We start from the raw sequence: 22605 nt of genomic DNA, 5'->3' as shown, positions 1-22605 counted from the left end.
AACGGTGCTACAGCGGCGGTCAGGCCGGTGAAGCAGGCGCCGGCGCGTTGCCGGGCTTCACTTCGGCGGCCGTGCCGCCGCCCGGCGAGTCGCCGCCGATAGCGGGCGAGCTCTTCGGCGAGCGCGGCGGGCGCCCTTCCATGATGTCGTTGATCTGATCGGCGTCGATCGTTTCCCACTCCATCAGCGCGGCCGTCATCGCCTCGACCTTGTCGCGGTTCTCTTCGAGCAGACGGCGTGCAAGGCCGTACTGCTCGTCGAGCACGCGGCGGATTTCGCCGTCGACCTTCTGCTGCGTCGCTTCCGAGATCGTGCGCGTGAAGCCGCGGCCGAACGGGCCGTTGTCGCTCTCATCGTCGACGTAGACCATCGGCCCGAGCGCGTCGGTCATGCCGAAACGGGCCACCATCGCACGCGCCGTCTGCGTCGCCTTGTTGAAGTCGTCCGATGCGCCGGTGCTGATCAGGTTCAGGAACAACTCCTCGGCCACGCGGCCACCGAACAGGATCGCCAGGCGATCGAGCAGGTAGTCCTTCGAGTACGTTTCGTTGTCGTGCTCCGGCAGCTGCCACGTGACGCCGAGCGCGCGACCGCGCGGGATGATCGTGACCTTGTGCACCGGGTCGGCCTTCGGCAGCAGCTTCGCGATCACCGCGTGGCCCGACTCGTGGTAAGCCGTCGCGCGCTTCGCCTCTTCGCGAATCACGGCCGACTTGCGCTCCGGACCCATGAAGATCTTGTCCTTCGCGTCCTCGAAATCCTGCATCTCGACGATACGCTTGCCGCGACGGGCGGCGAACAGCGCCGCTTCGTTCACGAGGTTCGCGAGATCGGCGCCCGAGAAGCCCGGCGTGCCGCGTGCGATGACCGCTGCGTCGACGTCGTTCGCGATCGGCACCTTGCGCAGGTGCACGCGCATGATCTGCTCGCGGCCGCGGATGTCCGGCAGGCCGACATAGACCTGGCGGTCGAAACGGCCCGGACGCAGCAGCGCCTTGTCGAGCACGTCGGAACGGTTGGTCGCGGCGATCACGATCACGCCCGAGTTCGCTTCGAAGCCGTCCATCTCGACCAGCATCTGGTTCAGCGTCTGCTCGCGTTCGTCGTTGCCGCCGCCCATGCCGGCGCCGCGATGGCGACCGACCGCGTCGATTTCGTCGATGAACACGATGCACGGCGCGTGCTTCTTCGCCTGTTCGAACATGTCGCGCACACGGGCCGCGCCGACGCCGACGAACATTTCGACGAAGTCGGAACCCGAGATGCTGAAGAACGGCACCTTCGCTTCACCGGCGATCGCGCGGGCGAGCAGCGTCTTGCCGGTACCCGGAGGGCCGACGAGCAGCACGCCGCGCGGAATCCGGCCGCCCAGCTTCTGGAATTTCTGCGGATCGCGCAGGAAGTCGACGAGCTCGGACACTTCTTCCTTCGCTTCGTCGCAGCCCGCGACGTCGGAGAAGTTCACCGCGTTGTTGTTCTCGTCGATCAGCCGCGCGCGCGATTTCCCGAACGAGAATGCGCCGCCTTTGCCGCCCCCCTGCATCTGCCTCATCATGTAGAACCAGAACACGATGATCAGGATCGTCGGCCCGAGGTAGTACAGCGCGGACATCAGCGCGTTCGGCTCGTCGTCGGCCTTACCGCTGACCTGCACGCCGTACTTCATCAGATCGCCGACCATCCAGATGTCGCCGGGCGACACGATCTGGTATTTCTGGCCATCAGCCGGAGTGACGGTGAGGTTGCGCCCCTGCACGACGACATTCTTGACCTTGCCGTTCTTGGCGTCGTCCATGAACTGCGAATAGGACACACCTTCCTGGACGCGGGGCTTGTCGAACTGCTTGAACACCGTAAACAGCACCAGTGCGATCACCAGCCACACTGCTGCCTTCGAAAACATATTGTTGTTCAAAGCACCACTCCTTCACTCGTAGACGAGCGCCTACATTTTCCTTGCAGCGCTCCTCGGTCATTCTAATCCAGTCCGACCACCCTCGCCATAAGCATTGACAACCGCCGCGATAGCGATTCGCTTGTCAGGCAAGGGCCGGAGCCCGTTTGCGGCACCCCGCTCCGCCTTACCGCGGATGCTTCAGCTGCCGACCCAAAATGAACGTTTCGGACGATTTGTCGCGTGACGCCTTCGGCTTGCGCGGCGCGACGACCTTAAACTGCTGTTTGAACTTTTCAACGATCTGGCTGTAGCCGCTGCCGTGGAAACACTTCACCAGCAGCGCCCCGTCCGGCTTCAGGTGGTTCTGCGCGAATTCGAGCGCCAGATCGCACAGATGCTCGATGCGCGCCGCGTCCGCCGAAGCCACGCCGGAGAGGTTGGGGGCCATGTCGGAAATAACAAGGTCCACCGAGCGGCCTTCGAGCACTTCTTCGAGTTGGTGAAGGACGGCGTCCTCGCGGAAGTCGCCCTGCAGGAAGTGGACGTCGGCGATCGGCTCCATCGGCAGGATGTCGAGCGCGACGATCGTGCCGTCGATGCCGCCTTCGCGCTCCGCGTCGCGCTTCTTGCCCTGCGCGAGCTTGTTGCGGGCATACTGGCTCCAGCTGCCCGGCGTCGCGCCGAGGTCGACGATCACCTGGCCCGGACGGATCAGCTTGTCCTGTTCGTCGATTTCCTTCAGCTTGTACGCGGCACGCGCGCGATAGCCCTCCCGCTGCGCCATTTTGACGTACGGGTCGTTGATGTGGTCGTGCAGCCAGTGCTGGTTAAAGCGGTTTTTTGCCATTCGAGAGAGAGATTGCTGCTATTTGCTTCGTGAAGCCGTGCTTTTGGCGGATAATACGCGTCTTCTTCGCGCGGCTGCGGCCCTTTCAGGGCCCAAGCCGCGATTTTACGTGGTTTCGGCGCGCGGCTGACGCGGTAACTGTCCGCGATTCGCATCCGGCGCAGCGCGCCCTTATTTAGATTTCGATATTTCCATGCCCGCCCTTTCGCTTTCCCCCGCCGAGCGCTCCGCGCTGCGCTCCCAGGCCCATGCGCTCAAGCCCGTCGTGCTGATCGGCGCCGAAGGGCTCACCGACGCCGTGCTGAAGGAAATCAAGGTGCACCTCGCCGCGCACCAGTTGATCAAGATCCGCGTGTTCGGCGACGAACGCGACGAGCGCGTCGCCATTTACGACGAGATCTGCGATCGCCTGAGCGCGGCGCCGATCCAGCACATCGGCAAGCTGCTGGTGATCTGGAAGCCCGAAGCCGATGTTGCGGCCCCGACCCGCGGTCGCCGTGCCGGCGCGCTGCCGAGCGCGGCCGAAGCCGTCGACGACAAGAAGGGCCGTGCACCGCGCACCGTCAAGGTCATCAAGGTGTCGCCGAACGCGAGCCCCGTGCGCCGTCCGAAGCCGACGAAGGTCGTCGTGCGCGGCAACGAGCGCGTGACGGCAGGCGGTACGGTGAAGCGAGCGAAAAAGCGTCAGGCCAGTACGAAGCGGCCGCACCAGGGCAAGTAATCCTGCGCGCGGCACGGGGTTCCCCGTGCCGCACTGCCCCCGCGACGCTCAGGCGTCGCGTGCGGGCAAACGCCAGATCAGCATCAGACCCAGCACGCTTTCGACCAGATAGAACAGGCTCGAGACGCCGTGCAGCATCCCGAAGCGGCTCGCATACGGCGAGTTCGCAATATCGGTGCCCGCATCCATCGCGGCCACCCGCAGCGCGTTCATGAACGGCTGCAGCGCAAAATACCCGACCAGCACGCACACGACCATCGCGGCGATGATCCAGCGCACGCGACGATAATCGCCGCTGCCGCGCCGCACCTGTTGATTCGACAATGCGAGCAGCAGCACGCCGCATACGACACCGAGGATCGCCTCGATGCGAAACAGCTGGGCGGCGACCGTACCGGCCGTCATCCGCTCCAGCGTCTTGAACAGCACGGGCGCGACCGCATACCCGATCGTCAGCAGGCTGCCGACCCACACGGTCGACAGCAGACGGAACACGCGATGCGGCATCACGTCGCCCCGCTTCAGACGTAGCTGACCGAGATGATTTCGTACTCGCGCACGCCGCTCGGTGCCTGCACCGCCGCGACGTCGCCTTCGCTCTTGCCGATCAGTGCACGCGCGATCGGCGAGCTGACCGAGATCAGGCCGTGATCGATATCGGCTTCGTCGTCGCCGACGATCTGGTACTTCACGGTGTCGCCCGACTCGAGATCCTCGAGTTCGACCGTCGCGGCAAACACCACGCGGCCATCGGCGTCGAGCACGGTGGGATCGATGATTTGCGCGGCGGACAGTTTCGATTCGAGTTCCGCGATACGGCCCTCGATGAAACCCTGCTTTTCTTTCGCAGCGTCGTATTCGGCGTTTTCGGACAGATCGCCCTGTGCGCGGGCCTCCGCGATCGCGTTGATCACGGCCGGCCGCTCGACGGACTTGAGGCGCTGCAATTCATCGCGCAGTTGCCCTGCGCCACGCTTTGTCAACGGAATGGTGCTCATAAACGGCTCAATCGCTAAAAACGGCTATAAAAAAAATCACCGCGATTAAGCGCGTTTCCGATGAACCGGAAACACCGCCTAATCGCGGCACGTGTTGCTTACGACAGGTAACTGACTGCTTAGTTTAGGCGAGCGTGAAGACCTTGTAAATCATAGACTTCCAGATCCTTCAGGTAGCGCAAGCCTTCCACGGCCGCACGCGCGCCCGACATCGTCGTGTAGTACGTGACCTTGTGCGCCTGCGCGCTCATGCGGATCGAACGCGAATCGGCGATCGCCTGGCGCGTCTCGTCGACCGTCGTGAACACGAGCGCGATCTCGCCGTTCTTGATCATGTCGACGATGTGCGGACGGCCGTCCTTCACCTTGTTGACAACCTTCACCGGCACGCCGGCCGCTTCGATCGCGGCAGCCGTACCCTTGGTCGCGACGATCGGGTAGCCGAGGTCGTGCAGCATGCGCGCGACTTCGACGGCCTTCGGTTTATCCGCATCCATCACGGTCAGCAGCACCGTGCCCGACTCCGGCAGGCGCGAACCGGCCGCGAGCTGCGACTTGAACAGCGCTTCGCCGAACGTCTGGCCGACGCCCATCACTTCGCCGGTCGAACGCATTTCAGGCCCGAGGACCGGATCGACGGTCGGGAACTTGACGAACGGGAACACCGCTTCCTTCACGCTGAAGTACGGCGGCTCGACTTCCTTCGTCACGCCCTGCTGCGCGAGCTTCTGGCCGACCATCGCACGCGCCGCGATCTTCGCGAGCGGCAGGCTGGTCGCCTTCGACACGTACGGCACCGTGCGCGATGCGCGCGGGTTCACTTCCAGCACGTAGATCACGTCCTGCTTCGAACCGTCCGCCTGCGGCACCTGCTGGATCGCGAACTGCACGTTCATCAGGCCGACCACGTTCAGCGCCTTCGCCATCGCGCCGGTCTGGCGCTTCAGCTCGGCCACGGTTTCCTTCGACAGCGAGTACGGCGGCAGCGAGCATGCCGAATCGCCCGAGTGGACGCCCGCCTGCTCGATGTGCTCCATCACGCCGCCGATGAACACGGCCTCGCCGTCGCAGATGCAGTCGACGTCGCATTCGATCGCATCGTTCAGGAAGCGGTCGAGCAGCACCGGCGAATCGTTCGACACTTTCACGGCCTCGCGCATGTAGCGCTCGAGGTCGCGCGGCTCGTGGACGATTTCCATCGCGCGGCCGCCCAGCACGTACGACGGGCGCACGACGAGCGGGTAGCCGATTTCGGCCGCCAGCGCGAGCGCCTCTTCTTCGGCGCGCGCGGTGCGGTTCGGCGGCTGGCGCAGGCCGAGGTCCTGCAGCAGCTTCTGGAAGCGTTCGCGGTCTTCGGCCGCGTCGATCATGTCCGGCGACGTGCCGACGATCGGCACGCCGTGCGCCTCGAGGTCGAGCGCGAGCTTCAGCGGCGTCTGGCCGCCGTACTGGACGATCACGCCGACCGGCTTTTCCTTGTCGACGATTTCGAGCACGTCCTCGAGCGTCAGCGGCTCGAAATACAGGCGGTCGGACGTGTCATAGTCGGTCGACACCGTTTCCGGGTTGCAGTTGACCATGATCGTTTCGTAACCGTCCTCGCGCATCGCGAGGGCCGCGTGCACGCAGCAGTAGTCGAACTCGATGCCCTGGCCGATCCGGTTCGGGCCGCCGCCCAGCACCATGATCTTCTTGTTGGTGGTCGGCTGCGCCTCGCACTCTTCCTCGTAGGTCGAGTACATGTAGGCCGTCTTGGTCGCGAACTCGGCCGCGCATGTGTCGACGCGCTTGTAGACCGGGCGCACGTTCAGTTCGACACGACGCTTGCGGACGTCTTCCGGCGACGCGCCGAGCAGCTTCGCGAGGCGGCGGTCGGAGAAGCCGCTCTGCTTCAGGTAGCGCAGTTCGTCGAACGTCAGCGACGCGAGCGTGCGGCCCGCGAGCGCCTTTTCCTTCAGGATGATCTGCTCGATCTGCGCGAGGAACCACGGATCGATCGCGGTTTCCGCGAAGATCTCTTCGGCCGTCATGCCGATGCGGAAGGCATCGCCGACGTACCAGATGCGGTCCGGGCCCGGCTCGTGGATCTCGATCGCGATCTCGTCGCGGTCGGTCGACTTCTCGTCGAGACCGTCGACGCCGACTTCGAGGCCGCGCAGCGCCTTCTGGAACGACTCCTGGAACGTGCGGCCGATCGCCATCACTTCACCGACCGACTTCATCTGCGTGGTCAGGCGCGAATCGGCTTCGCGGAACTTCTCGAACGCGAAACGCGGGATCTTCGTGACGACGTAGTCGATCGTCGGCTCGAACGATGCCGGCGTCTGGCCGCCGGTAATTTCGTTCTTCAGCTCGTCGAGCGTGTAGCCGACCGCCAGCTTCGCCGCGACCTTCGCGATCGGGAAACCGGTCGCCTTCGATGCGAGCGCCGACGAACGCGACACGCGCGGGTTCATTTCGATGACGACCATGCGGCCGTCCTTCGGGTTGATCGAGAACTGCACGTTCGAGCCGCCCGTGTCGACGCCGATCTCGCGCAGCACCGCGAGCGATGCGTTACGCAGGATCTGGTATTCCTTGTCGGTGAGCGTCTGCGCCGGCGCGACCGTGATCGAGTCGCCGGTGTGCACGCCCATCGGGTCGAGGTTTTCGATCGAGCACACGATGATGCAGTTGTCGGCGCGGTCGCGCACGACTTCCATCTCGTATTCCTTCCAGCCGAGCAGCGATTCCTCGATCAGCAGTTCGCGCGTCGGCGACAGGTCGAGGCCGCGCCTGCAGATCTCTTCGAACTCTTCGCGGTTGTACGCGATGCCGCCGCCCGAGCCGCCGAGCGTGAACGACGGACGGATCACGACCGGATAGCCGCTGCCGCCGGTGAGCGCCATGATCTCGGCGTGCACCTGGGTCGCTTCCTCCATCGAGTGCGCGACGCCCGACTTCGCGGAACCGAGACCGATCTTGGTCATCGCGTCCTTGAACTTCTGGCGGTCTTCCGCCTTGTCGATCGCTTCCGGCGACGCGCCGATCAGCTCGACGCCGAACTTCTCGAGCACGCCGTGGTGGTGCAGGTCGAGCGCGCAGTTCAGCGCGGTCTGGCCGCCCATCGTCGGCAGGATCGCGTCCGGGCGCTCCTTCTCGATGATGCGCGCGACGACTTCCCACGTGATCGGCTCGATATACGTGACGTCGGCCGTGTTCGGGTCGGTCATGATCGTCGCCGGGTTGCTGTTCACGAGGACGACCTTGTAGCCCTCTTCACGCAGCGCCTTGCAAGCCTGCGCGCCCGAATAGTCGAACTCGCAAGCCTGGCCGATGATGATCGGGCCGGCGCCGATGATGAGGATGCTTTTGATGTCTGTGCGTTTTGGCATGGCTTGTGAATTCAGTAAGTAATCTTTGTCGTGGCGTTGTCGCGGATCGGCGGCGGCGCTCAGCTCATGGTGGCGAGCGCCAGCTTTACCGAGAAACCGATGAACAGGCCGCCCACGCTGCTCGCCGCACCCGCCGCGAGCTTGCGGCGGCGGCGGAAATGCTCGGCGAGCCGTGCTCCCGCGAAGATCAGCGTGCTCAGGTACAGGAAGCTCGCGCATTGCGCGATCGCCCCGAGCACGACGAACGACAGCGCGGGGTGCGGGAATGCCGGGTCGACGAACTGGATGAAGAACGAAATGAAGAACAGGATCGCCTTCGGATTCAGGAGGCTCACGACGAGCGCCTTGCGAAACGGCCGCTCGCCGTCGACCGCGCGCGGCGCGTCGGCCGGCTTGCCGGCCGGCGTGCGCAGCTTGTGCCACGCGCTGCGCAGCATCCCGGTGCCGATGTACAGCAGGTACGCGGCGCCGCCGTACTTGACGACGGAGAACAGCAGCGGATTGGCCTTCAGCAGCGACGCGACGCCCGCGGCGGACAGCACCATCAGCACCGTGTCGCCGAGGAACACGCCACAGGCCGCGCGATAGCCGGTCTTCACGCCGCGCTGCGCCGCGAGCGACAGCACGTACATCGAGTTCGGCCCCGGCAGCAGGATGATGAAGATCACGCCGAACACGTAGGTCCAGATATCCGTGATGCCGAGTGCGTGGCCGAACATGATGCGAATCTCCCGTTCTTCGGTTGCTTCAGTTGCGTCAGGCGTTGCGCTGCTTCGCCGCGTCCATCAGTGCGGTGAAACGGTCGAACAGATAGCCGATGTCGTGCGGGCCGGGCGACGCTTCCGGGTGACCCTGGAAGCAGAATGCCGGCTTGTCGGTCAGCTCGAAACCCTGCAGCGTGCCGTCGAACAGCGACACGTGCGTCACGCGCGCGTTGGCCGGCAGCGAATCCGCGTCGACCGCGAAGCCGTGGTTCTGCGACGTGATCACCACGCGACCGTCGCCGAGATCCTTCACCGGGTGGTTCGCGCCGTGGTGGCCCGTCTTCATCTTCAGCGTCTTCGCGCCGACCGCGAGGCCCATGATCTGATGGCCGAGGCAGATGCCGAAGGTCGGCACGCCGCGCGCGATGAATTCCTTCGTCGCCGCGATCGCGTAGTCGCACGGCTCCGGGTCGCCCGGGCCGTTCGACAGGAAGATGCCGTCCGGATTCAGCGCGAGCGCGTCGGCGGCGCTCGCCTCGGCCGGCAGCACCGTCACGTGGCAGCCGCGCTCCGCGAGCATGCGCAGGATGTTGTACTTGACGCCGAAGTCGTACGCGACGACGCGGTACTTCGGCGCTTCCTGCATCCCGTAGCCGCTGCCGAGGCGCCATTCGGTCTGCTTCCACTCGAACGACTTCGTGGTCGACACGACCTTCGCGAGATCCATGCCCGCGAGGCCCGCGAACGAGCGCGCGAGCTCGATCGCCTTCGCCTCGTCGTCCGAGCCGGCCAGGATGCAGCCGCTCTGCGCGCCCTTGTCGCGCAGGATACGGGTCAGCTTGCGGGTGTCGATGCCGGCGATGGCGACGACGCCTTCGTCGCGCAGGTAGTCGCCGAGCGTGCGGTCCATGCGGAAGTTCGATGCGAGCGTGGGCAGATCACGGATGATCAGGCCGGCGGCATGGACTTTCGTGGCTTCGACGTCTTCGGCGTTGACGCCATAGTTGCCGATATGCGGGTAGGTGAGCGTGACGATCTGACGCGCGTAGCTCGGATCAGTCAGGATTTCCTGATAGCCGGTAATCGCGGTGTTGAACACGACTTCACCGATCGTGTGGCCTTCGGCCCCGATCGAATAACCACGAAAGACCGTGCCGTCGGCGAGTGCAAGCAAGGCGGGAGAAAAAGACGGCAACACGGGAGGCTCCTTGGGGAACACCCTGCTGCCGACCTGTTTATCCTGCCGCGCGAGCGCCGCGCAGCGTAGGCGCGCGGAATCGCTAGCTGGACGCGACCTGCGTTGTCGAGACGCGAACCCGGCGCGTGGCGCACGAGGCTTCGCGGCATCGCCCGACAGGCGGCGTGCGGCGGATGAACGGGATGAGTGAGGTAGGCGCTAGGGTGCGAGGTTGATCAGCACAAACTTTCAAATTATAGCCCGAAAATGGCCTTATCTTCAATCGATATGGCCGTCCGATCATGCAGGCGGTGCGCGCGACGCCGTGGCAATCGCGCGCGGCGCGCGTTGCTACGGCCCCGTTTTCCCGGCCGCCCTACCCGTCAGCGTACCGCCGGATCGGCGTGCCTGCCAGTGCGGCGCGCGGGCCACACATACCAGACGGCGCTCGCCAGCTGCAGCGCGAGCAGCATGCTCCACGCGGTGACGTGCGCCGCGGCCGGGTAATGGCCGTCGACGGCCGGCCAGTGCGACAGCACCGCGCCGATGCCGATCTGGAACGCAAAGATCAGCACGAAGATCACGAGCGTGAGCGTCGTGTTTGCGCGCCCGATCAGTTGCGCCGGGAAATGACCGGCCAGCACCGCATAGGTCAGGATCCCGACGCCGCCGAACATCCCGTAGGCTGCCCACAGCACGGCCGGCGGCAGCGGCACGCGCGCGATGATCGCGATCTGCGTGACGACGAACAGCGCCATGCCGACGCCGCAAAATGCCTGGACCGACACCCCGCGCCGCTCGAGCATGCGCGCGGCGGCGCCGAAGCCGACGCAGCCGGCCATCATCGCGAAGCCGAGCACCGACACGAGCCGTGCGGCGCGCGGCGCGTCGAACCCCGCGACATCGCGCAGATACGGCCCGACCCACAGCGACTGCATCGCGTAGAACACGCCCTGCGTGACGATCGAGAACGACGAGATCTTCCAGAATGCGCCGCTGCTCAGGATGTGCCACGTACCCTTGAACTGGCTGACGAGTCCGCCCTGGTGGCGCGGCCGCTCGGCTTCCGGCGCCCCCAGACCGATCGCGGCCGCGACGGCGATCGTCAGCACGGCCAGTCCGCCGCAGATCACGCGCCAGCTCGTCAAGCCGAGCAGCCAGGTGAGCGGCGTGCCGACCGCGACGCCGCCCAGGCCGCCCACGGCCATCACGAGACCGTTGACGAGCGGCAGCCGGCCGACCGGGAAATGCTGCGCGAGCGCCTTGAACGCCGCGCCGAGGCACACCGAGACGCCGACACCGATCAGGAGCCGGCCGATCATCATCGTGCCGAGATCGTGCGCGACGCCGAAGACCGCGGCGCCGGCCGCCGCGAACAGCAGCATGCCGGCCGTCACGCGGCGCGGGCCGAAGTGGTCGAGCAGCACGCCGGCCGGAATCTGCGCGCCCGCGAAGCCGAGGAAATAGAGGCTGGTGAGCAGCCCGAGATCGGCCGCCGACAACCCGAGCTCGTGCGTGACGAACGGCGCAAAGCCGAGATTGACGCCACGAAACACGTACGACACGAAATACCCGAGCGCAAACAGCGCGAGCACCCTCACCTGCACCGACGACATCCTCTCTCTCCCGTTGTTATTCCGAACCCCGTGCCGCAGCGGCTCGCGCCGCGCACAAACGAAAACGCCGTCACCTCGGTGACGGCGTTGCTTCGCGTTGCGTCGAATGACAGCGCGCGTCGCGTGGCCCGGCCGGGCCGCCGCGATGCGATTGTATCGCGTTACTTCTTCTTGCCCTTGTGGGCGGCAGCCTTCGGTGCGGCCTTGGCCGGCGCGGCCTTCGCCGGAGCCGCCTTGGTGCGGGCCGCCGGCTTCGCGGCGCCGTGCTTCGCGCCGCGCGACTTGCCGCCGACCGACAGGCTCGCACGCTCGATGTGCGCGCCGCCGACCGACGTCGCGATCCGCTCCGGACCGGGCTCGGCCGGCACCGCGCGGCCGACCGGCACGTGCAGCACGATCGCCTGGCCCGGCATCACCAGATCGCGGCGCGTGCGGTTCCATGCCTTCAACTGACCGACCGACACGCCGTAGCGGCCGGCAAGCGCCGCCATCGACTGCTTGCGACGCACGCGAATCAGCATCTTGCGCGTGTCGGGCACGTCGGGCTCCATCGCGAGCACGGCGTTTTCGGCCACGTCCGCACTGATGTCCTCGTCGTCGTCGTCGCTACGCGGCACGACGATCGTCGAGCCCGGCTTCAGGCGCATGCCGGCCGGAATCTTGTTGACCGACATCAGCGTATCGGCGTCGACGCCGATCTTCTCGGCGATCGCAGCCGGGCGCGCGCGCTCGCTGACCGTGTAGGTGGTCCACGACGACAGCTGGCCGTCGTACGCCTTCAGGTTCTTCTCGAACGCCGCCGCGTTGTCGAACGGCAGCAGGATCTGCGGCTCGGTCGCCCCCAGGATCACCGGCTTCGAGAACGACGGGTTCAGCGAGCGGAACTCGTCGAGCGACAGGTTCGCGAGCTTCGCGGCAACCGCGACGTCGATGTCGTGCGACGTGGTGACCGTCACGAAATACGGGTGGTTCGGAATGTCCGGCAGCGAAAGGCCGTACTGCTGCGGATTCGCGATGATGTTCTTCACCGCCTGCAGCTTCGGCACATAGTTGCGCGTCTCGTTCGGCATCCGCAGGCTCTGGTAGTCGGTCGGCAAGCCGGCCGCCTGGTTGCGCGCGATCGCGCGCTGCACGTTGCCCTCGCCCCAGTTGTACGCGGCCAGCGCGAGATACCAGTCGCCGAACATGTCATGCAGGCGCGACAGATAGTCGAGCGCCGCGCTCGTCGACGCGAGCACGTCGCGCCGTTCGTCCTGCCACATGTTGCGCTTCAGGTTGTACGTGCGCCCCGTGCCCGGCATGAACTGCCACATGCCGGCCGCCTTCGCGACCGACAGCGCCTGCGGGTTGTACGCGGACTCGATGAACGGCAGCAGCGCGAGCTCGGTCGGCATGTGGCGCGCTTCGAGTTCCTCGACGATGTGGTACAGATATTTCTGCGAGCGCTCGGTCATGCGCTGCACGTAATCCGGGCGCTGCGTGTACCACGTCGTCTGCATGTCGACGAGGTCGCTCTGCAGGTCCGGCATCTGGAAGCCGCGACGAATGCGCGCCCAGAGATCGGTGTCTGCACTGGTCAAGTCGCCGACGGATTGCTTGTCGACGTCGACAGTTTCTTTGGCGGTGGCTGATTTACGGAGGTAGGTGGACGTCGCCTGCGAATCGGCGGCGTTGTTCGCGACAGGGCCCTGGCTCGCACAAGCGGCGAGTAACAGGACCATCAGCGCGCTCAATATAAGTCGCATGAAAATCTCGGCTTCCGACGGCTGGAAATTGCAGGCGATACTACGGAAGTGCGTGCTTCACGTCAATAAAAACACCGAAAACTCAGCGAAATCCTACATTTGGAGCAATTTTTACAGACACCACCTGAGCTTTGGAGTCCGCCGGAATGCCGCGGGAATGGATCATCGGAAGCGGTTTTTCCACTCGCGCATCAGCGTGAAGGCCGCCAGGCGATCCGGCACCGTTTCGTGAAGCTCGGCTTCGAGCGTCGTGCGAATGGCGGCGCTGTCGGCCCGCATGAACGGGTTCACCGCGCGCTCGTGCGCGATCGTCGTGGGCAGGGTCGGCATGCCGCGCGCGCGCAGCGCCTGCGCATCGTCGCGCCATGCGGCGAGCGCGGCGTTGCCCGGCTCGCACGCAAGCGCGAAGCGGATGTTCGACAGCGTGTATTCGTGTGCGCAATGCACGCGCGTGTCGCCGGGCAGCGCCGCGAGCGCGTCGAGCGATGCGAGCATCTGCGTGGGCGTGCCTTCGAACAGGCGGCCGCAGCCGCACGAGAACAGCGTGTCGCCGCAGAACACGTGCGGGGCCGCGGCGCCCTGCCCGGCCGCCTGGAAGTACGCGATGTGGCCGCGCGTGTGCCCCGGCACGTCGAGCACGTCGAAGGCGAGCGCGGGCGCGTCGAGCGTCACGCGGTCGCCGCCCGCGAGCGGGTGCGTGACCACGCCGATCGCTTCTGCCGCCGGGCCGTAAACGGTCAGCGGCACATCGTCCGGTTGGCTATCGCGCAGCGCCGCGACACCGCCGACATGGTCGGCGTGATGGTGCGTGAGTAAAATAGCGGTCAACCGCCAGCCGCGTTCGGCAAGAACCCGACGCACCGGCGCGGCTTCACCCGGATCGACGGCGATCGCATCGCGGCCGTCCGAGACGAGCCAGATGTAGTTGTCTTCGAATGCCGGTACCGGCACGTATTCCAGCTCGTTCATGGGCGCGCAATCATCGTTATGTCTGACCGACAAATTATAGACTGGCCCGCCTGGACCGACTCGCCGCCCGGCCGCTACGTACTGGGCTGGGAGCAGGCGCAGCTCGACCGGATCGTGTCCGACGTCTTCGGATTTCACGCGCTGCAGCTCGGGCTGCCGCAGCTCGATGCGCTGCGCGAGAACCGCATGCCGTATCGCGGGCTCGTGCTCGATCCGGCAAGCGGCGCGAGCGCACCCTACCAGTACCCGTGGGCGCGCGAAGCGCACGCACCGGAGCATGCGCCGGCCGATCGCAGCACGACCTGGAGCGATCTGCTCGACCTGCCGTTCGAGTCGCAGAGCGTCGACCTGATCGTGATGCCGCACACGCTCGAATTCACGTCCGACCCGCACCGCCTGCTGCGCGAGGCCGAACGCGTGCTGATGCCGGAAGGCCAGCTCGTGATCACCGGCTTCAATTCGCTGAGCCTGTGGGGAATGCGCCAATCGTTCGGCCGGATGGCCAACCGGCCGTTCGTGCCGGCCGCGCGCGACCAGATCGCGTTCATCCGGCTCAAGGACTGGATCAAGCTGCTCGGCTTCGATCTGGAGCGCGGCCGGTTCGGCTGTTACCGTCCGCCGCTCGCCACCGACAAATGGCTTGCCCGCTACGGCTTCATGGAAGCCGCCGGCGACCGCTGGTGGCCGATCTTCGGCGCCGTCTACATGGTCACGGCCGTCAAGCGCGTGCGCGGCATGCGCCTCGTCGGCCAGATCAGGAAGAAGAAGCCCGTGCTCGCGCCGGGCCTGACGCCGGCGGCCACCCCGACCACCCATCAAGAACACTCATGACCACCGACACCATCGACATCTATACCGACGGCGCCTGCAAGGGCAATCCCGGCCCCGGCGGCTGGGGCGCGCTGCTGCGCTACGGCGACCGCGAAAAGGAGCTGTTCGGCGGCGAGCCCGACACGACCAACAACCGCATGGAACTGATGGGCGTGATCGCCGCGCTCGAGGCGCTGAAGCGGCCGTGCCGCGTGATCGTCCATACCGACTCGCAATACGTGCAGAAAGGCATCAGCGAGTGGATCCACGGCTGGAAGAAGAAAGGCTGGGTCACCGCGGCGAAAACGCCGGTGAAGAACGCCGACCTGTGGAAGCGGCTCGACGCGCTCGTCGCGCAGCACGAGGTCGAGTGGCGCTGGGTGAAGGGCCACGCCGGCCATCCCGAAAACGAACGCGCGGACGCGCTCGCGAATCGCGGCGTCGAATCGCTCACGGCCTGAGCCCGGGCCACCCTCCTGTCTTTCCCGATTTATCCGACATGCGCCAGATCATTCTCGATACCGAAACCACCGGCCTGAATCCCCGCACGGGCGATCGCCTGATCGAAATCGGCTGCGTCGAGCTGCTGAACCGACGGCTCACCGGCAACAACCTGCACATCTACGTGAACCCCGAGCGCGACAGCGATCCGGGCGCGCTGGCGGTGCACGGCCTCACGACCGAATTCCTCAGCGACAAGCCGAAATTCGCCGAAGTCGCCGACCAGATCCGCGACTTCGTGAAGGACGCCGAGCTGATCATCCACAACGCGCCGTTCGACCTCGGGTTCCTCGATGCGGAGTTCGCACGGCTCGGCCTGCCGCCGTTCACCGAGCATTGCGGCGGCGTGATCGACACGCTCGTGCAGGCCAAGCAGATGTTCCCGGGCAAGCGCAACTCGCTCGACGCGCTGTGCGACCGCTTCGACATCAGCAACGCACACCGGACGCTGCACGGCGCACTGCTCGACTCGGAACTGCTCGCCGAAGTCTATCTCGCGATGACGCGCGGCCAGGACAGCCTCGTGATCGACATGCTCGACGACGTGGATGCCGCCGGCGGCGCCGCGAACGGTCAGCGCGTATCGCTCGCGTCGCTCGACCTGCCCGTTCTCGCCGCGAGCGACGACGAACTCGCCGCGCACCAGACCCAGCTCGACGAGCTCGACAAGTCGGTCAAGGGCACCTGCGTGTGGCGCAAGAGCGCCGACGCGGACACCACGGCCGCCGCCTGACGCGGCGCTTCACCGGCCATAGGCCATAGGCGGCCACGCCTGCAGCCGCGCTCACGCGCGCGGCTGCAGCGCGATGACGGCCATCCCGCCGAGCGCGAGCACCGCGCCGGCCACGTCCCAGCGGGTCAGCGCGACACCGTCGACGACCCGCAGCCAGATCAGCGCCACCGCGATGTACACGCCGCCGTACGCTGCGTACGTGCGCCCCGCCGCGCTCGGATGCAGGGTCAGCAGCCACGCGAACAAGGCGAGCGACAGCGCGGCCGGCACCAGCAGCCACACGGGCCGGCCGCCCTTCAGCACGAGCCACGGCAGATAGCAGCCGACGATTTCGGCCAGCGCGGTAACGGCGAACAGCGCCGCGATCTTCATCAGTTCGGTCATCCGGTTCCTCGCAGATTCGGCCCCCGTCCCGAGGGCGGCGCGACCCCGCCGCGCGCCGCCGATCATACCGGAACCGGTTTCGCCGGAAGCCCCGCCACACGGGGGATTCCGGGCAATTTGCACGATCGTCTGCCATCGTGCTATCATGTCGCCTGTTTCAACATTCAATCTCTGTCTATTCGATTTCGCAAGAAGTCCGTCCGCGCGTTGCGGGCCGGTGCTTCGACCGAAATTGCACCCACAGGAAAGCCCGCCCGACAGGCCCGCTTTTCTCGTTTCGTTGCCCCTCCGGGGCGCTTGCCGGAACGCCGGACACTGAGTCCGCACCGGCATCTGCCGCTCGCATCACGCGGCCCATTCTTCATGAGCGCACCGTCGCGACGGCCCATCGGGCCCGCGTCGAAGCAATCCCTTGCAGCGTCTTGCCGCCCGATGTGCAGTAAGTGCTTAAAGGCTTGCCCCGACGCGCAGCACGCGACATCGCGCTTGCCGGCAAACCGTGTCGGACGGCCCGCCCGTTCGGCGCAGTCAAAGGAGTGCATGACCTTGACCGCAACACACGTCAGCCCGACCGCTGCTTCTTCCTCCCCGTCGTCCGCCGAGGCCCCGCTCGTCGCGGACGACATTACCGTCGTCGACCAGAGCCTGCTCAAGCGCGCCGTCAGCGCGATGGCCATCGGCAATGCGATGGAATGGTTCGACTTCGGCGTCTACAGCTACATCGCCGTCACGCTCGGCAAGGTGTTCTTCCCGTCCAGCAGCCCGTCCGCGCAGTTGCTCGCGACCTTCGGCACGTTCGCGGCCGCGTTCCTCGTGCGCCCGCTCGGCGGCATGGTGTTCGGCCCGCTCGGCGATCGCATCGGCCGTCAGCGCGTGCTCGCCGCGACGATGATCATGATGGCCGTCGGCACCTTCGCGATCGGCCTGATCCCCAGCTACGCGTCGATCGGCATCATGGCGCCCGTGCTGCTGCTCGTCGCCCGTCTCGTGCAGGGCTTCTCGACCGGCGGCGAATACGGCGGCGCCGCCACCTTCATCGCCGAATTCTCGACCGACAAGCGCCGCGGCTTCATGGGCAGCTTCCTTGAGTTCGGCACGCTGATCGGCTATGTGATGGGCGCCGGCGTCGTCGCGCTGCTCACCGCGTCGCTGTCGCAGGAAGCGCTGCTGTCGTGGGGCTGGCGCGTGCCGTTCCTGATCGCGGGCCCGCTCGGCCTGATCGGGCTGTACATCCGGATGAAGCTCGAGGAAACGCCCGCGTTCAAACGCCAGGCCGAAGCGCGCGAAGCGCAGGACAAGGCCGTGCCGAAGACGCGCTTCCGCGAAACGCTGATGCGCAACTGGCGCGCGCTGCTGCTCTGCGTCGGCCTCGTGCTGATCTTCAACGTGACCGACTACATGGTGCTGTCGTACCTGCCGAGCTTCATGTCGTCGACGCTGCACTTCGACGAGTCGCACAGCCTCGTGCTCGTGCTGATCGTGATGGTGCTGATGATGCCGCTGACGCTCGCCGCCGGCCGCCTGTCGGACAAGGTCGGCCGCAAGCCGGTGATGCTCGCCGGCTGCGTGGGCCTGCTCGTGCTGTCGATCCCGTCGATGATGCTGATTCATGCGGGCACCACCGCGTCGGTGTTCGCCGGCCTGCTGATCCTCGGCGTGCTGCTGTCGTGCTTCACCGGCGTGATGCCGTCGGCGCTGCCGGCGCTGTTCCCGACCGAGATCCGCTACGGCGCGCTCGCGATCGGCTTCAACGTGTCGGTGTCGCTGTTCGGCGGTACGACGCCGCTGATGACCGCGTGGCTCGTCGACGTGACCCACAACCTGATGATGCCCGCGTACTACATGATGGGCGCCGCCGTGATCGGCATCGTGTCGGTCGTCGCGCTCGCCGAAACCGCGCGCCAGCCGCTCAAGGGCTCGCCGCCGGCCGTCGCGTCGCGCCGCGAGGCACACCAGCTCGTGCGTCAACTGCGCGAGGACGACGACGCGCAAGTCTACAGCGTCGGGTCGCCCGCCCGTGCCTGAACGCCGACAATGAAAAAGCCCCGGCCGAAGCCGGGGCTCGATCGAATCCGATCTGCCCGACCGGCTTGCGCCGGCCGGGTTTTTTTATGGGCGCGGCAAAGGCCCGCTCATGCGTGCGCTTCGCAGTGACGGCAGAAGATCAGCGCGCGCGAGCGCGACACCGCGGCCTGCGCGCCACGCGCGGCGACGATCAGCCCGACCTGGCTGAGATTGAAATCGCGCTCGACCATCAACTGCGTCAGCGCGGCAAGCGGCAACACGACGGACGGGTGGTACAGGCTCGATTCGATCAGCGCTCTCATCATCGGCTCCATCAGGCAATACCTATTCGATGGAGTGGATTCTAGGGACGGGACTCGTCCGGATAAACAGCGCGAATGCGAAGTCACTTGTCGGCGGCCGCGAACAATCGGCGACGCCCTTGTCCGGCTGGCCCGAGCGGGCGACGAGCGGCCGGCCCGGCCGCGCAAACGGACTGATGCAACGCGCATGTCCGGGCGCGGCGTCGCATGAAAGCAAGCCGCGGCGCACTGGATGACTACCGACCGGGCGGTGCGTATCGGGTGCCTGCACCGATCCCGCCGGACAGCACGTTGACCGCACCGCTGCGGCACGCCGCCCTCACCGGCCGGCATGCCCGCCGCCGGCTTCAGTCCAGCGGCGTCTCGACGAACGCCGGCAACGCCTCGGCACGCGCCGAATGTGCGGCAAGCGCCGGATAACGGGCCGGATCGATCCGGCCGAGCGCCGGGTACTCGGCGGCCATGTACTGCGTGAAGCGCCACGCGACCGCCACCGTCACGTCGGACTGCAGCAGGCGCGCACCGCCGAGCCAGCCGCTCGCGGCCGCGACGAGCGGCTCGAGTTCGCCATACGCGGCCTCGAGCTGGCTCAACACGCGCTCGAGCCACGGTGCGTGTTGCTTGTCGGCCGGCCGCAGCGCCTGCTCGTACACGACCTGCACCGTCTTCTCGGCCGCCGCCAGCGCGAAGCCGACCGGCACGAGCACGCGCAGCCGCGCATCGGCGGCGTCGGGCAGCAGGCGCCGCTCCGGCGCGACGCGATGGTCGAGGTAGTCGACGATCAGCGACGAGTCGAGCAGCTTCGTGCCGTCGTCGGTCACGAGCGTCGGCGCCTTGACGACCGGGTTGATCGTCCGGAACTGGTCGAAGTGACGGAACACCGAGATCGACTCGTGTTCGAACGGCAGGTCGAGCAGCTTCGCCGAAATGGCGACACGGCGCACGAACGGGGAATCCAGCATGCCGATCAGCTTCATCGCAAACGCTCCGCTTGAGGGAATGGGACCGACGACTGTAGCAGCGTCGCGCGTCGCCGCCTAGGGCGATGTTTAACGCACATCATTCGGTCACGTATCCGACACCCGCTGCGCGGCCGGAGTGGCCATAATGCAGATTCACGCCCCTTCCACATCAAGGTTCTCCATGTGGTACGCCGTCGTCGAGCAGCAGCGGGAATGGATGCGCGCATGGCGCGCGGCAACGCGTCACGCGTTCGATGCGTGGCCGGCCGCGACGCTGCCGCATGCCGCGTCGTCGTGCTACGACGACCTGTTCGAGCCGCTGCTCGGGCCGCCCGCCGGGCCGCCGCGCTTCGATATCCGGCGGCCGGCCGTCGACGAACAGCTCGTCGCGCGCACGCCGTTCTGCCATTTGCGGCGCTTCGCGCGCGAGAACGCGCAGCGTACGGTGCTGCTGTGCGCGCCGCTCGCCGGGCACGCGGCCGTGATGATGCGGGAGAGCGTCGAGACGCTGCTGGCCGACGGCGACGTGTGCGTGACCGACTGGATCAATGCGCGCGACATCCCGGTCGCGTCGGGCCGCTTCGGGCTCGACGAGTACGTGGCGACGCTCGACGGCTTCGTCGATGCGCTCGTACGGGACGACCGGCCGCTGCACGTCGTCGCCATATGCCAGGCAACCGTGCCCGCGCTCGGCGCGCTCGCGCTGCGCGCCGCGCGCGGCCTGCCGCCGCCGGCGAGCATCACGCTGATCGGCGGCCCGCTCGACGCGCGCGTCAATCCGACGACGCTCGGCACCACCGCCGCGTCCCGTTCGCTGACGTGGTGCCGCCGCCATCTGATCGACATCGTGCCGCCCTGCTTCCCCGGCCGTGGCCGGCACGTGTTCCCGACCTATCTTCAGCAAGGCGAGATCGCGCTGCTGTATCCGCAGCGCTTCCTGCTGCTGATCGAGGACTACGCGCGCGCCGCGTCGCACTTCGACATGACGGGGCTGGCCGACGCGCGGCGCGCGCTGCGCGAATACACGGCGCTGCTCGACATGCCGGCCGAGTACTTCCTGGATACCGTCGATATCGTGTTCCAGCGGATGTGCCTGGCGAACGGCACGTGGGAGGTGGGCGGCCGGCGCGTCGAGCCGGCCGCGCTGCGCGACGTCGCGCTGCTGACCGTCGAAGGGGCGTGCGACGCCGTCACGGGCGCCGGGCAGACACATGCGGCACTCGAAATGTGCCGCGGCCTCACGGCCGGCGAACGTCACCGCGTCGATATCGACGAATGCGATCACTACGGATTGTTCACGGGCGCGCGCTGGCGCGGCGACGTCCATCCGGCGCTGCAGCGCGTGTTCGCGCTGGCCGAGGCCGCGCGCGCTGGAACGCGCCGGCGCAGGATCAGGCGGACGTAGTGTCGTCGTCCCGGGCGCGGGCCGCGTCGAGCAGCGCGCGTACTTCGTCGTCTCCGGTCTGCTCGAAACGCGCGTAGAACTGGCTGATCCCGAAGAACCGCAGCGGTTGCGCCACCGTCACGAACGCGTCGGCGAGATCGCCGAACGCATGCCGGGCGCCGGCCGGCGCGACGGGTGCTGCGGCCACGATGCGTGCCGGGCGGCGCTCGCGCAGCGCCTGCAGCGCGACGCGCATCGATGCGCCGGTCGCGATGCCGTCGTCGACCACGATCGCAATGCGGCCGTCGACCGGCAGCGGCGGCCGGGCGCCGCGATACAGCGCGTCGCGGCGCTGCAGTTCGGCAGTCTCGCGCGCGATCACGTCGGCAAGCTGTGCGCCGGTCACGCCCAGCGCACGGATCTCCGAGTGCTGCAGGTGGGCCGCCCCGCCGGTCGCGATCGCGCCCATCGCGAACTCGGGATCGGACGGCGCACCAAGCTTGCGCACGACCAGCACGTCGAGCGGCGCGCGCAGCGCAACGGCGACCGGAAATGCGACCGGCACGCCACCGCGCGGCAACGCGAGCACGACGACGTCGCGACGCCCCGCATAGTCGCGCAGCGCGTCGGCCAACTGACGGCCCGCGTCCGCGCGATCGGCAAAATACTCGGTCACGATCGGCTCCCTGCCGTGGCGCCGGATCCGCGAAGCCCGCACCGGTGCCTGTCCAACGAGCATGGTGCATCAACCACGCCGATGCAAGCAGGGTCGCAACCGCGTCGGCGAGATGCCGGTTGGGGGAAGAAAGGCAGGGGCTTGACGCGCTGTGCGTTCGGACGGGCGGTTGCGACGGGTCAGAGCCCGGCCGCCTGCCGGTACAGCCGCCAGAACGACTGCGCATACGACTGCGCGAGTTCCGGTGCGCGCTGGAACACGTTCACCGTTTCCGCATGCACCGCAGCGCCGTCGGACAGCGTCGTGAGCGCGACGCTGTCGTCGACGATCACGAAGCGCGGTGCGGGGTCGCCATGCCGCGAATCGATCGCCACGTCGATGCCGGCCGATTTCAGATAGCCTGCGCCGCTGTACTTGCCGGCGTGCGACGAGCGCACCAGCACGACACGCACGTCGGCTCCACGCGCGCGCGCCGCGCGCAGCGCCGCCGCGACCGCGGGCGGCACATACGCGTAGCCGGCCAGCAGCACGCGGCGCTGGGCCTGCCCGATCAGGTCGACGGTCGCATCGGCCGCCGCATTGTCATACGAAAAGTATGCGCCGACCGATGCGGCATCGGACGGAATCGGGCTGGCGTGGGCGGTCGCCGCGCAGCCGAACGCGGCGAAAAGGAAGGCGACGGGTCTCATGGCGGGCGCCATTGTAGCGACGCCAATTCGCATGGCAAGCGCTCGCTGCAACGCTGCTGCGCCGGCGCAACACACGGTGCGCGACGGCCGG

Annotated in this window: 21 protein-coding genes; 6 read left to right on the top strand and 15 right to left on the bottom strand. The window is 67.0% G+C overall.

The genetic code is table 11. The features are described from left to right. Positions 1–19 precede the first annotated feature (19 nt). Together ftsH and DCN14_RS20995 are read right to left on the bottom strand one after the other, a co-directional pair. Positions 20–1915 carry an ATP-dependent zinc metalloprotease FtsH gene (ftsH, locus tag DCN14_RS21000; RefSeq protein WP_096502754.1) on the bottom strand — a complete coding sequence of 632 codons (1896 nt, stop codon included), beginning with the start codon at positions 1913–1915 and terminating at the stop codon, positions 20–22. 166 nt (positions 1916–2081) lie between these two features. Further along, a complete protein-coding gene (locus DCN14_RS20995) occupies positions 2082–2744 on the bottom strand; it encodes an RlmE family RNA methyltransferase (protein WP_096502756.1) in 663 nt (220 codons plus the stop codon). 193 nt (positions 2745–2937) lie between these two features. On the opposite strand from DCN14_RS20995, the gene DCN14_RS20990 reads away from it, so the two are divergent. Next, on the top strand, positions 2938–3465 hold the full coding sequence (locus DCN14_RS20990) for a YhbY family RNA-binding protein (RefSeq protein ID WP_096502758.1): 528 nt from the start codon (positions 2938–2940) through the stop codon (positions 3463–3465). A gap of 48 nt (positions 3466–3513) precedes the next feature. On the opposite strand, the gene DCN14_RS20985 is transcribed toward DCN14_RS20990, so the two are convergent. The 8 genes from DCN14_RS20985 to gloB form a co-directional block, all read right to left on the bottom strand. Next, the gene (locus tag DCN14_RS20985) at positions 3514–3972 is read right to left on the bottom strand and encodes a DUF4149 domain-containing protein (RefSeq protein ID WP_096502760.1); all 459 of its coding nucleotides are present in this window, start codon (positions 3970–3972) and stop codon (positions 3514–3516) included. Between the two features lie 14 nt (positions 3973–3986). After that, complete coding sequence (gene greA / locus DCN14_RS20980) at positions 3987–4463, bottom strand: transcription elongation factor GreA (protein ID WP_096502762.1); 477 nt, start codon at positions 4461–4463, stop codon at positions 3987–3989. A 119-nt stretch (positions 4464–4582) separates the two neighbouring features. Beyond that, complete coding sequence (gene carB / locus DCN14_RS20975) at positions 4583–7837, bottom strand: carbamoyl-phosphate synthase large subunit (RefSeq protein WP_096502764.1); 3255 nt, start codon at positions 7835–7837, stop codon at positions 4583–4585. Between the two features lie 59 nt (positions 7838–7896). Further along, positions 7897–8556: a leucine efflux protein LeuE gene (gene leuE / locus DCN14_RS20970; protein ID WP_096502766.1), complete on the bottom strand. Its 660-nt coding sequence runs from the start codon at positions 8554–8556 to the stop codon at positions 7897–7899. A gap of 37 nt (positions 8557–8593) precedes the next feature. Next, the gene (gene carA, locus DCN14_RS20965) at positions 8594–9739 is read right to left on the bottom strand and encodes a glutamine-hydrolyzing carbamoyl-phosphate synthase small subunit (protein ID WP_096502768.1); all 1146 of its coding nucleotides are present in this window, start codon (positions 9737–9739) and stop codon (positions 8594–8596) included. A 362-nt stretch (positions 9740–10101) separates the two neighbouring features. Next, positions 10102–11334 carry an MFS transporter gene (locus DCN14_RS20955; RefSeq protein ID WP_096502770.1) on the bottom strand — a complete coding sequence of 411 codons (1233 nt, stop codon included), beginning with the start codon at positions 11332–11334 and terminating at the stop codon, positions 10102–10104. Positions 11335–11495: 161 nt separating this feature from the next. Next, positions 11496–13079, bottom strand: a complete 1584-nt coding sequence (locus tag DCN14_RS20950) for a transglycosylase SLT domain-containing protein (protein WP_096502772.1) — start codon at positions 13077–13079, stop codon at positions 11496–11498. A gap of 162 nt (positions 13080–13241) precedes the next feature. Continuing rightward, positions 13242–14048, bottom strand: a complete 807-nt coding sequence (gene gloB, locus DCN14_RS20940; RefSeq protein WP_096502776.1) for a hydroxyacylglutathione hydrolase — start codon at positions 14046–14048, stop codon at positions 13242–13244. An 18-nt stretch (positions 14049–14066) separates the two neighbouring features. On the opposite strand from gloB, the gene DCN14_RS20935 reads away from it, so the two are divergent. From DCN14_RS20935 to dnaQ, 3 genes are read left to right on the top strand one after another with little or no spacing between them, the layout of a single operon-like run. Beyond that, positions 14067–14879: a class I SAM-dependent methyltransferase gene (locus DCN14_RS20935; protein WP_096502778.1), complete on the top strand. Its 813-nt coding sequence runs from the start codon at positions 14067–14069 to the stop codon at positions 14877–14879. Continuing rightward, a complete protein-coding gene (rnhA, locus tag DCN14_RS20930) occupies positions 14876–15319 on the top strand; it encodes a ribonuclease HI (protein ID WP_096502780.1) in 444 nt (147 codons plus the stop codon). Before DCN14_RS20935 ends, rnhA begins: the two co-directional genes overlap by 4 nt. A gap of 38 nt (positions 15320–15357) precedes the next feature. Continuing rightward, positions 15358–16092: a DNA polymerase III subunit epsilon gene (dnaQ, locus tag DCN14_RS20925; protein WP_096502782.1), complete on the top strand. Its 735-nt coding sequence runs from the start codon at positions 15358–15360 to the stop codon at positions 16090–16092. 51 nt (positions 16093–16143) lie between these two features. Here dnaQ and DCN14_RS20920 read toward each other — a convergent pair whose 3' ends face one another. Further along, positions 16144–16476, bottom strand: a complete 333-nt coding sequence (locus tag DCN14_RS20920; protein WP_096502784.1) for a YnfA family protein — start codon at positions 16474–16476, stop codon at positions 16144–16146. A gap of 540 nt (positions 16477–17016) precedes the next feature. On the opposite strand from DCN14_RS20920, the gene proP reads away from it, so the two are divergent. Beyond that, positions 17017–18501: a glycine betaine/L-proline transporter ProP gene (gene proP / locus DCN14_RS20910; protein WP_096502970.1), complete on the top strand. Its 1485-nt coding sequence runs from the start codon at positions 17017–17019 to the stop codon at positions 18499–18501. Between the two features lie 107 nt (positions 18502–18608). On the opposite strand, the gene DCN14_RS20905 is transcribed toward proP, so the two are convergent. After that, the gene (locus DCN14_RS20905) at positions 18609–18806 is read right to left on the bottom strand and encodes a hypothetical protein (RefSeq protein WP_096502972.1); all 198 of its coding nucleotides are present in this window, start codon (positions 18804–18806) and stop codon (positions 18609–18611) included. A gap of 344 nt (positions 18807–19150) precedes the next feature. Next, positions 19151–19780: a glutathione S-transferase gene (locus tag DCN14_RS20900; protein ID WP_096502786.1), complete on the bottom strand. Its 630-nt coding sequence runs from the start codon at positions 19778–19780 to the stop codon at positions 19151–19153. A gap of 166 nt (positions 19781–19946) precedes the next feature. Between DCN14_RS20900 and phaZ the strand changes: the two genes are divergently transcribed. Then, a complete protein-coding gene (gene phaZ / locus DCN14_RS20895) occupies positions 19947–21170 on the top strand; it encodes a polyhydroxyalkanoate depolymerase (RefSeq protein ID WP_096502788.1) in 1224 nt (407 codons plus the stop codon). On the opposite strand, the gene DCN14_RS20890 is transcribed toward phaZ, so the two are convergent. Beyond that, entirely contained in the window at positions 21157–21825 is a 669-nt protein-coding gene (locus DCN14_RS20890; protein WP_240327412.1) for a phosphoribosyltransferase family protein, read from the bottom strand. The genes phaZ and DCN14_RS20890 overlap by 14 nt on opposite strands. Positions 21826–22004: 179 nt before the next feature. After that, complete coding sequence (locus DCN14_RS20885; protein ID WP_096502792.1) at positions 22005–22526, bottom strand: phospholipase D-like domain-containing protein; 522 nt, start codon at positions 22524–22526, stop codon at positions 22005–22007. Between the last annotated feature and the right edge of the window lie 79 nt (positions 22527–22605).

It is taken from the genome of Burkholderia sp. IDO3 (assembly GCF_003366075.1).
In the GTDB taxonomy this organism is placed as follows: Bacteria; Pseudomonadota; Gammaproteobacteria; order Burkholderiales; family Burkholderiaceae; genus Burkholderia; species Burkholderia anthina.
This window is presented reverse-complemented; position numbering and strand designations above follow the sequence as displayed.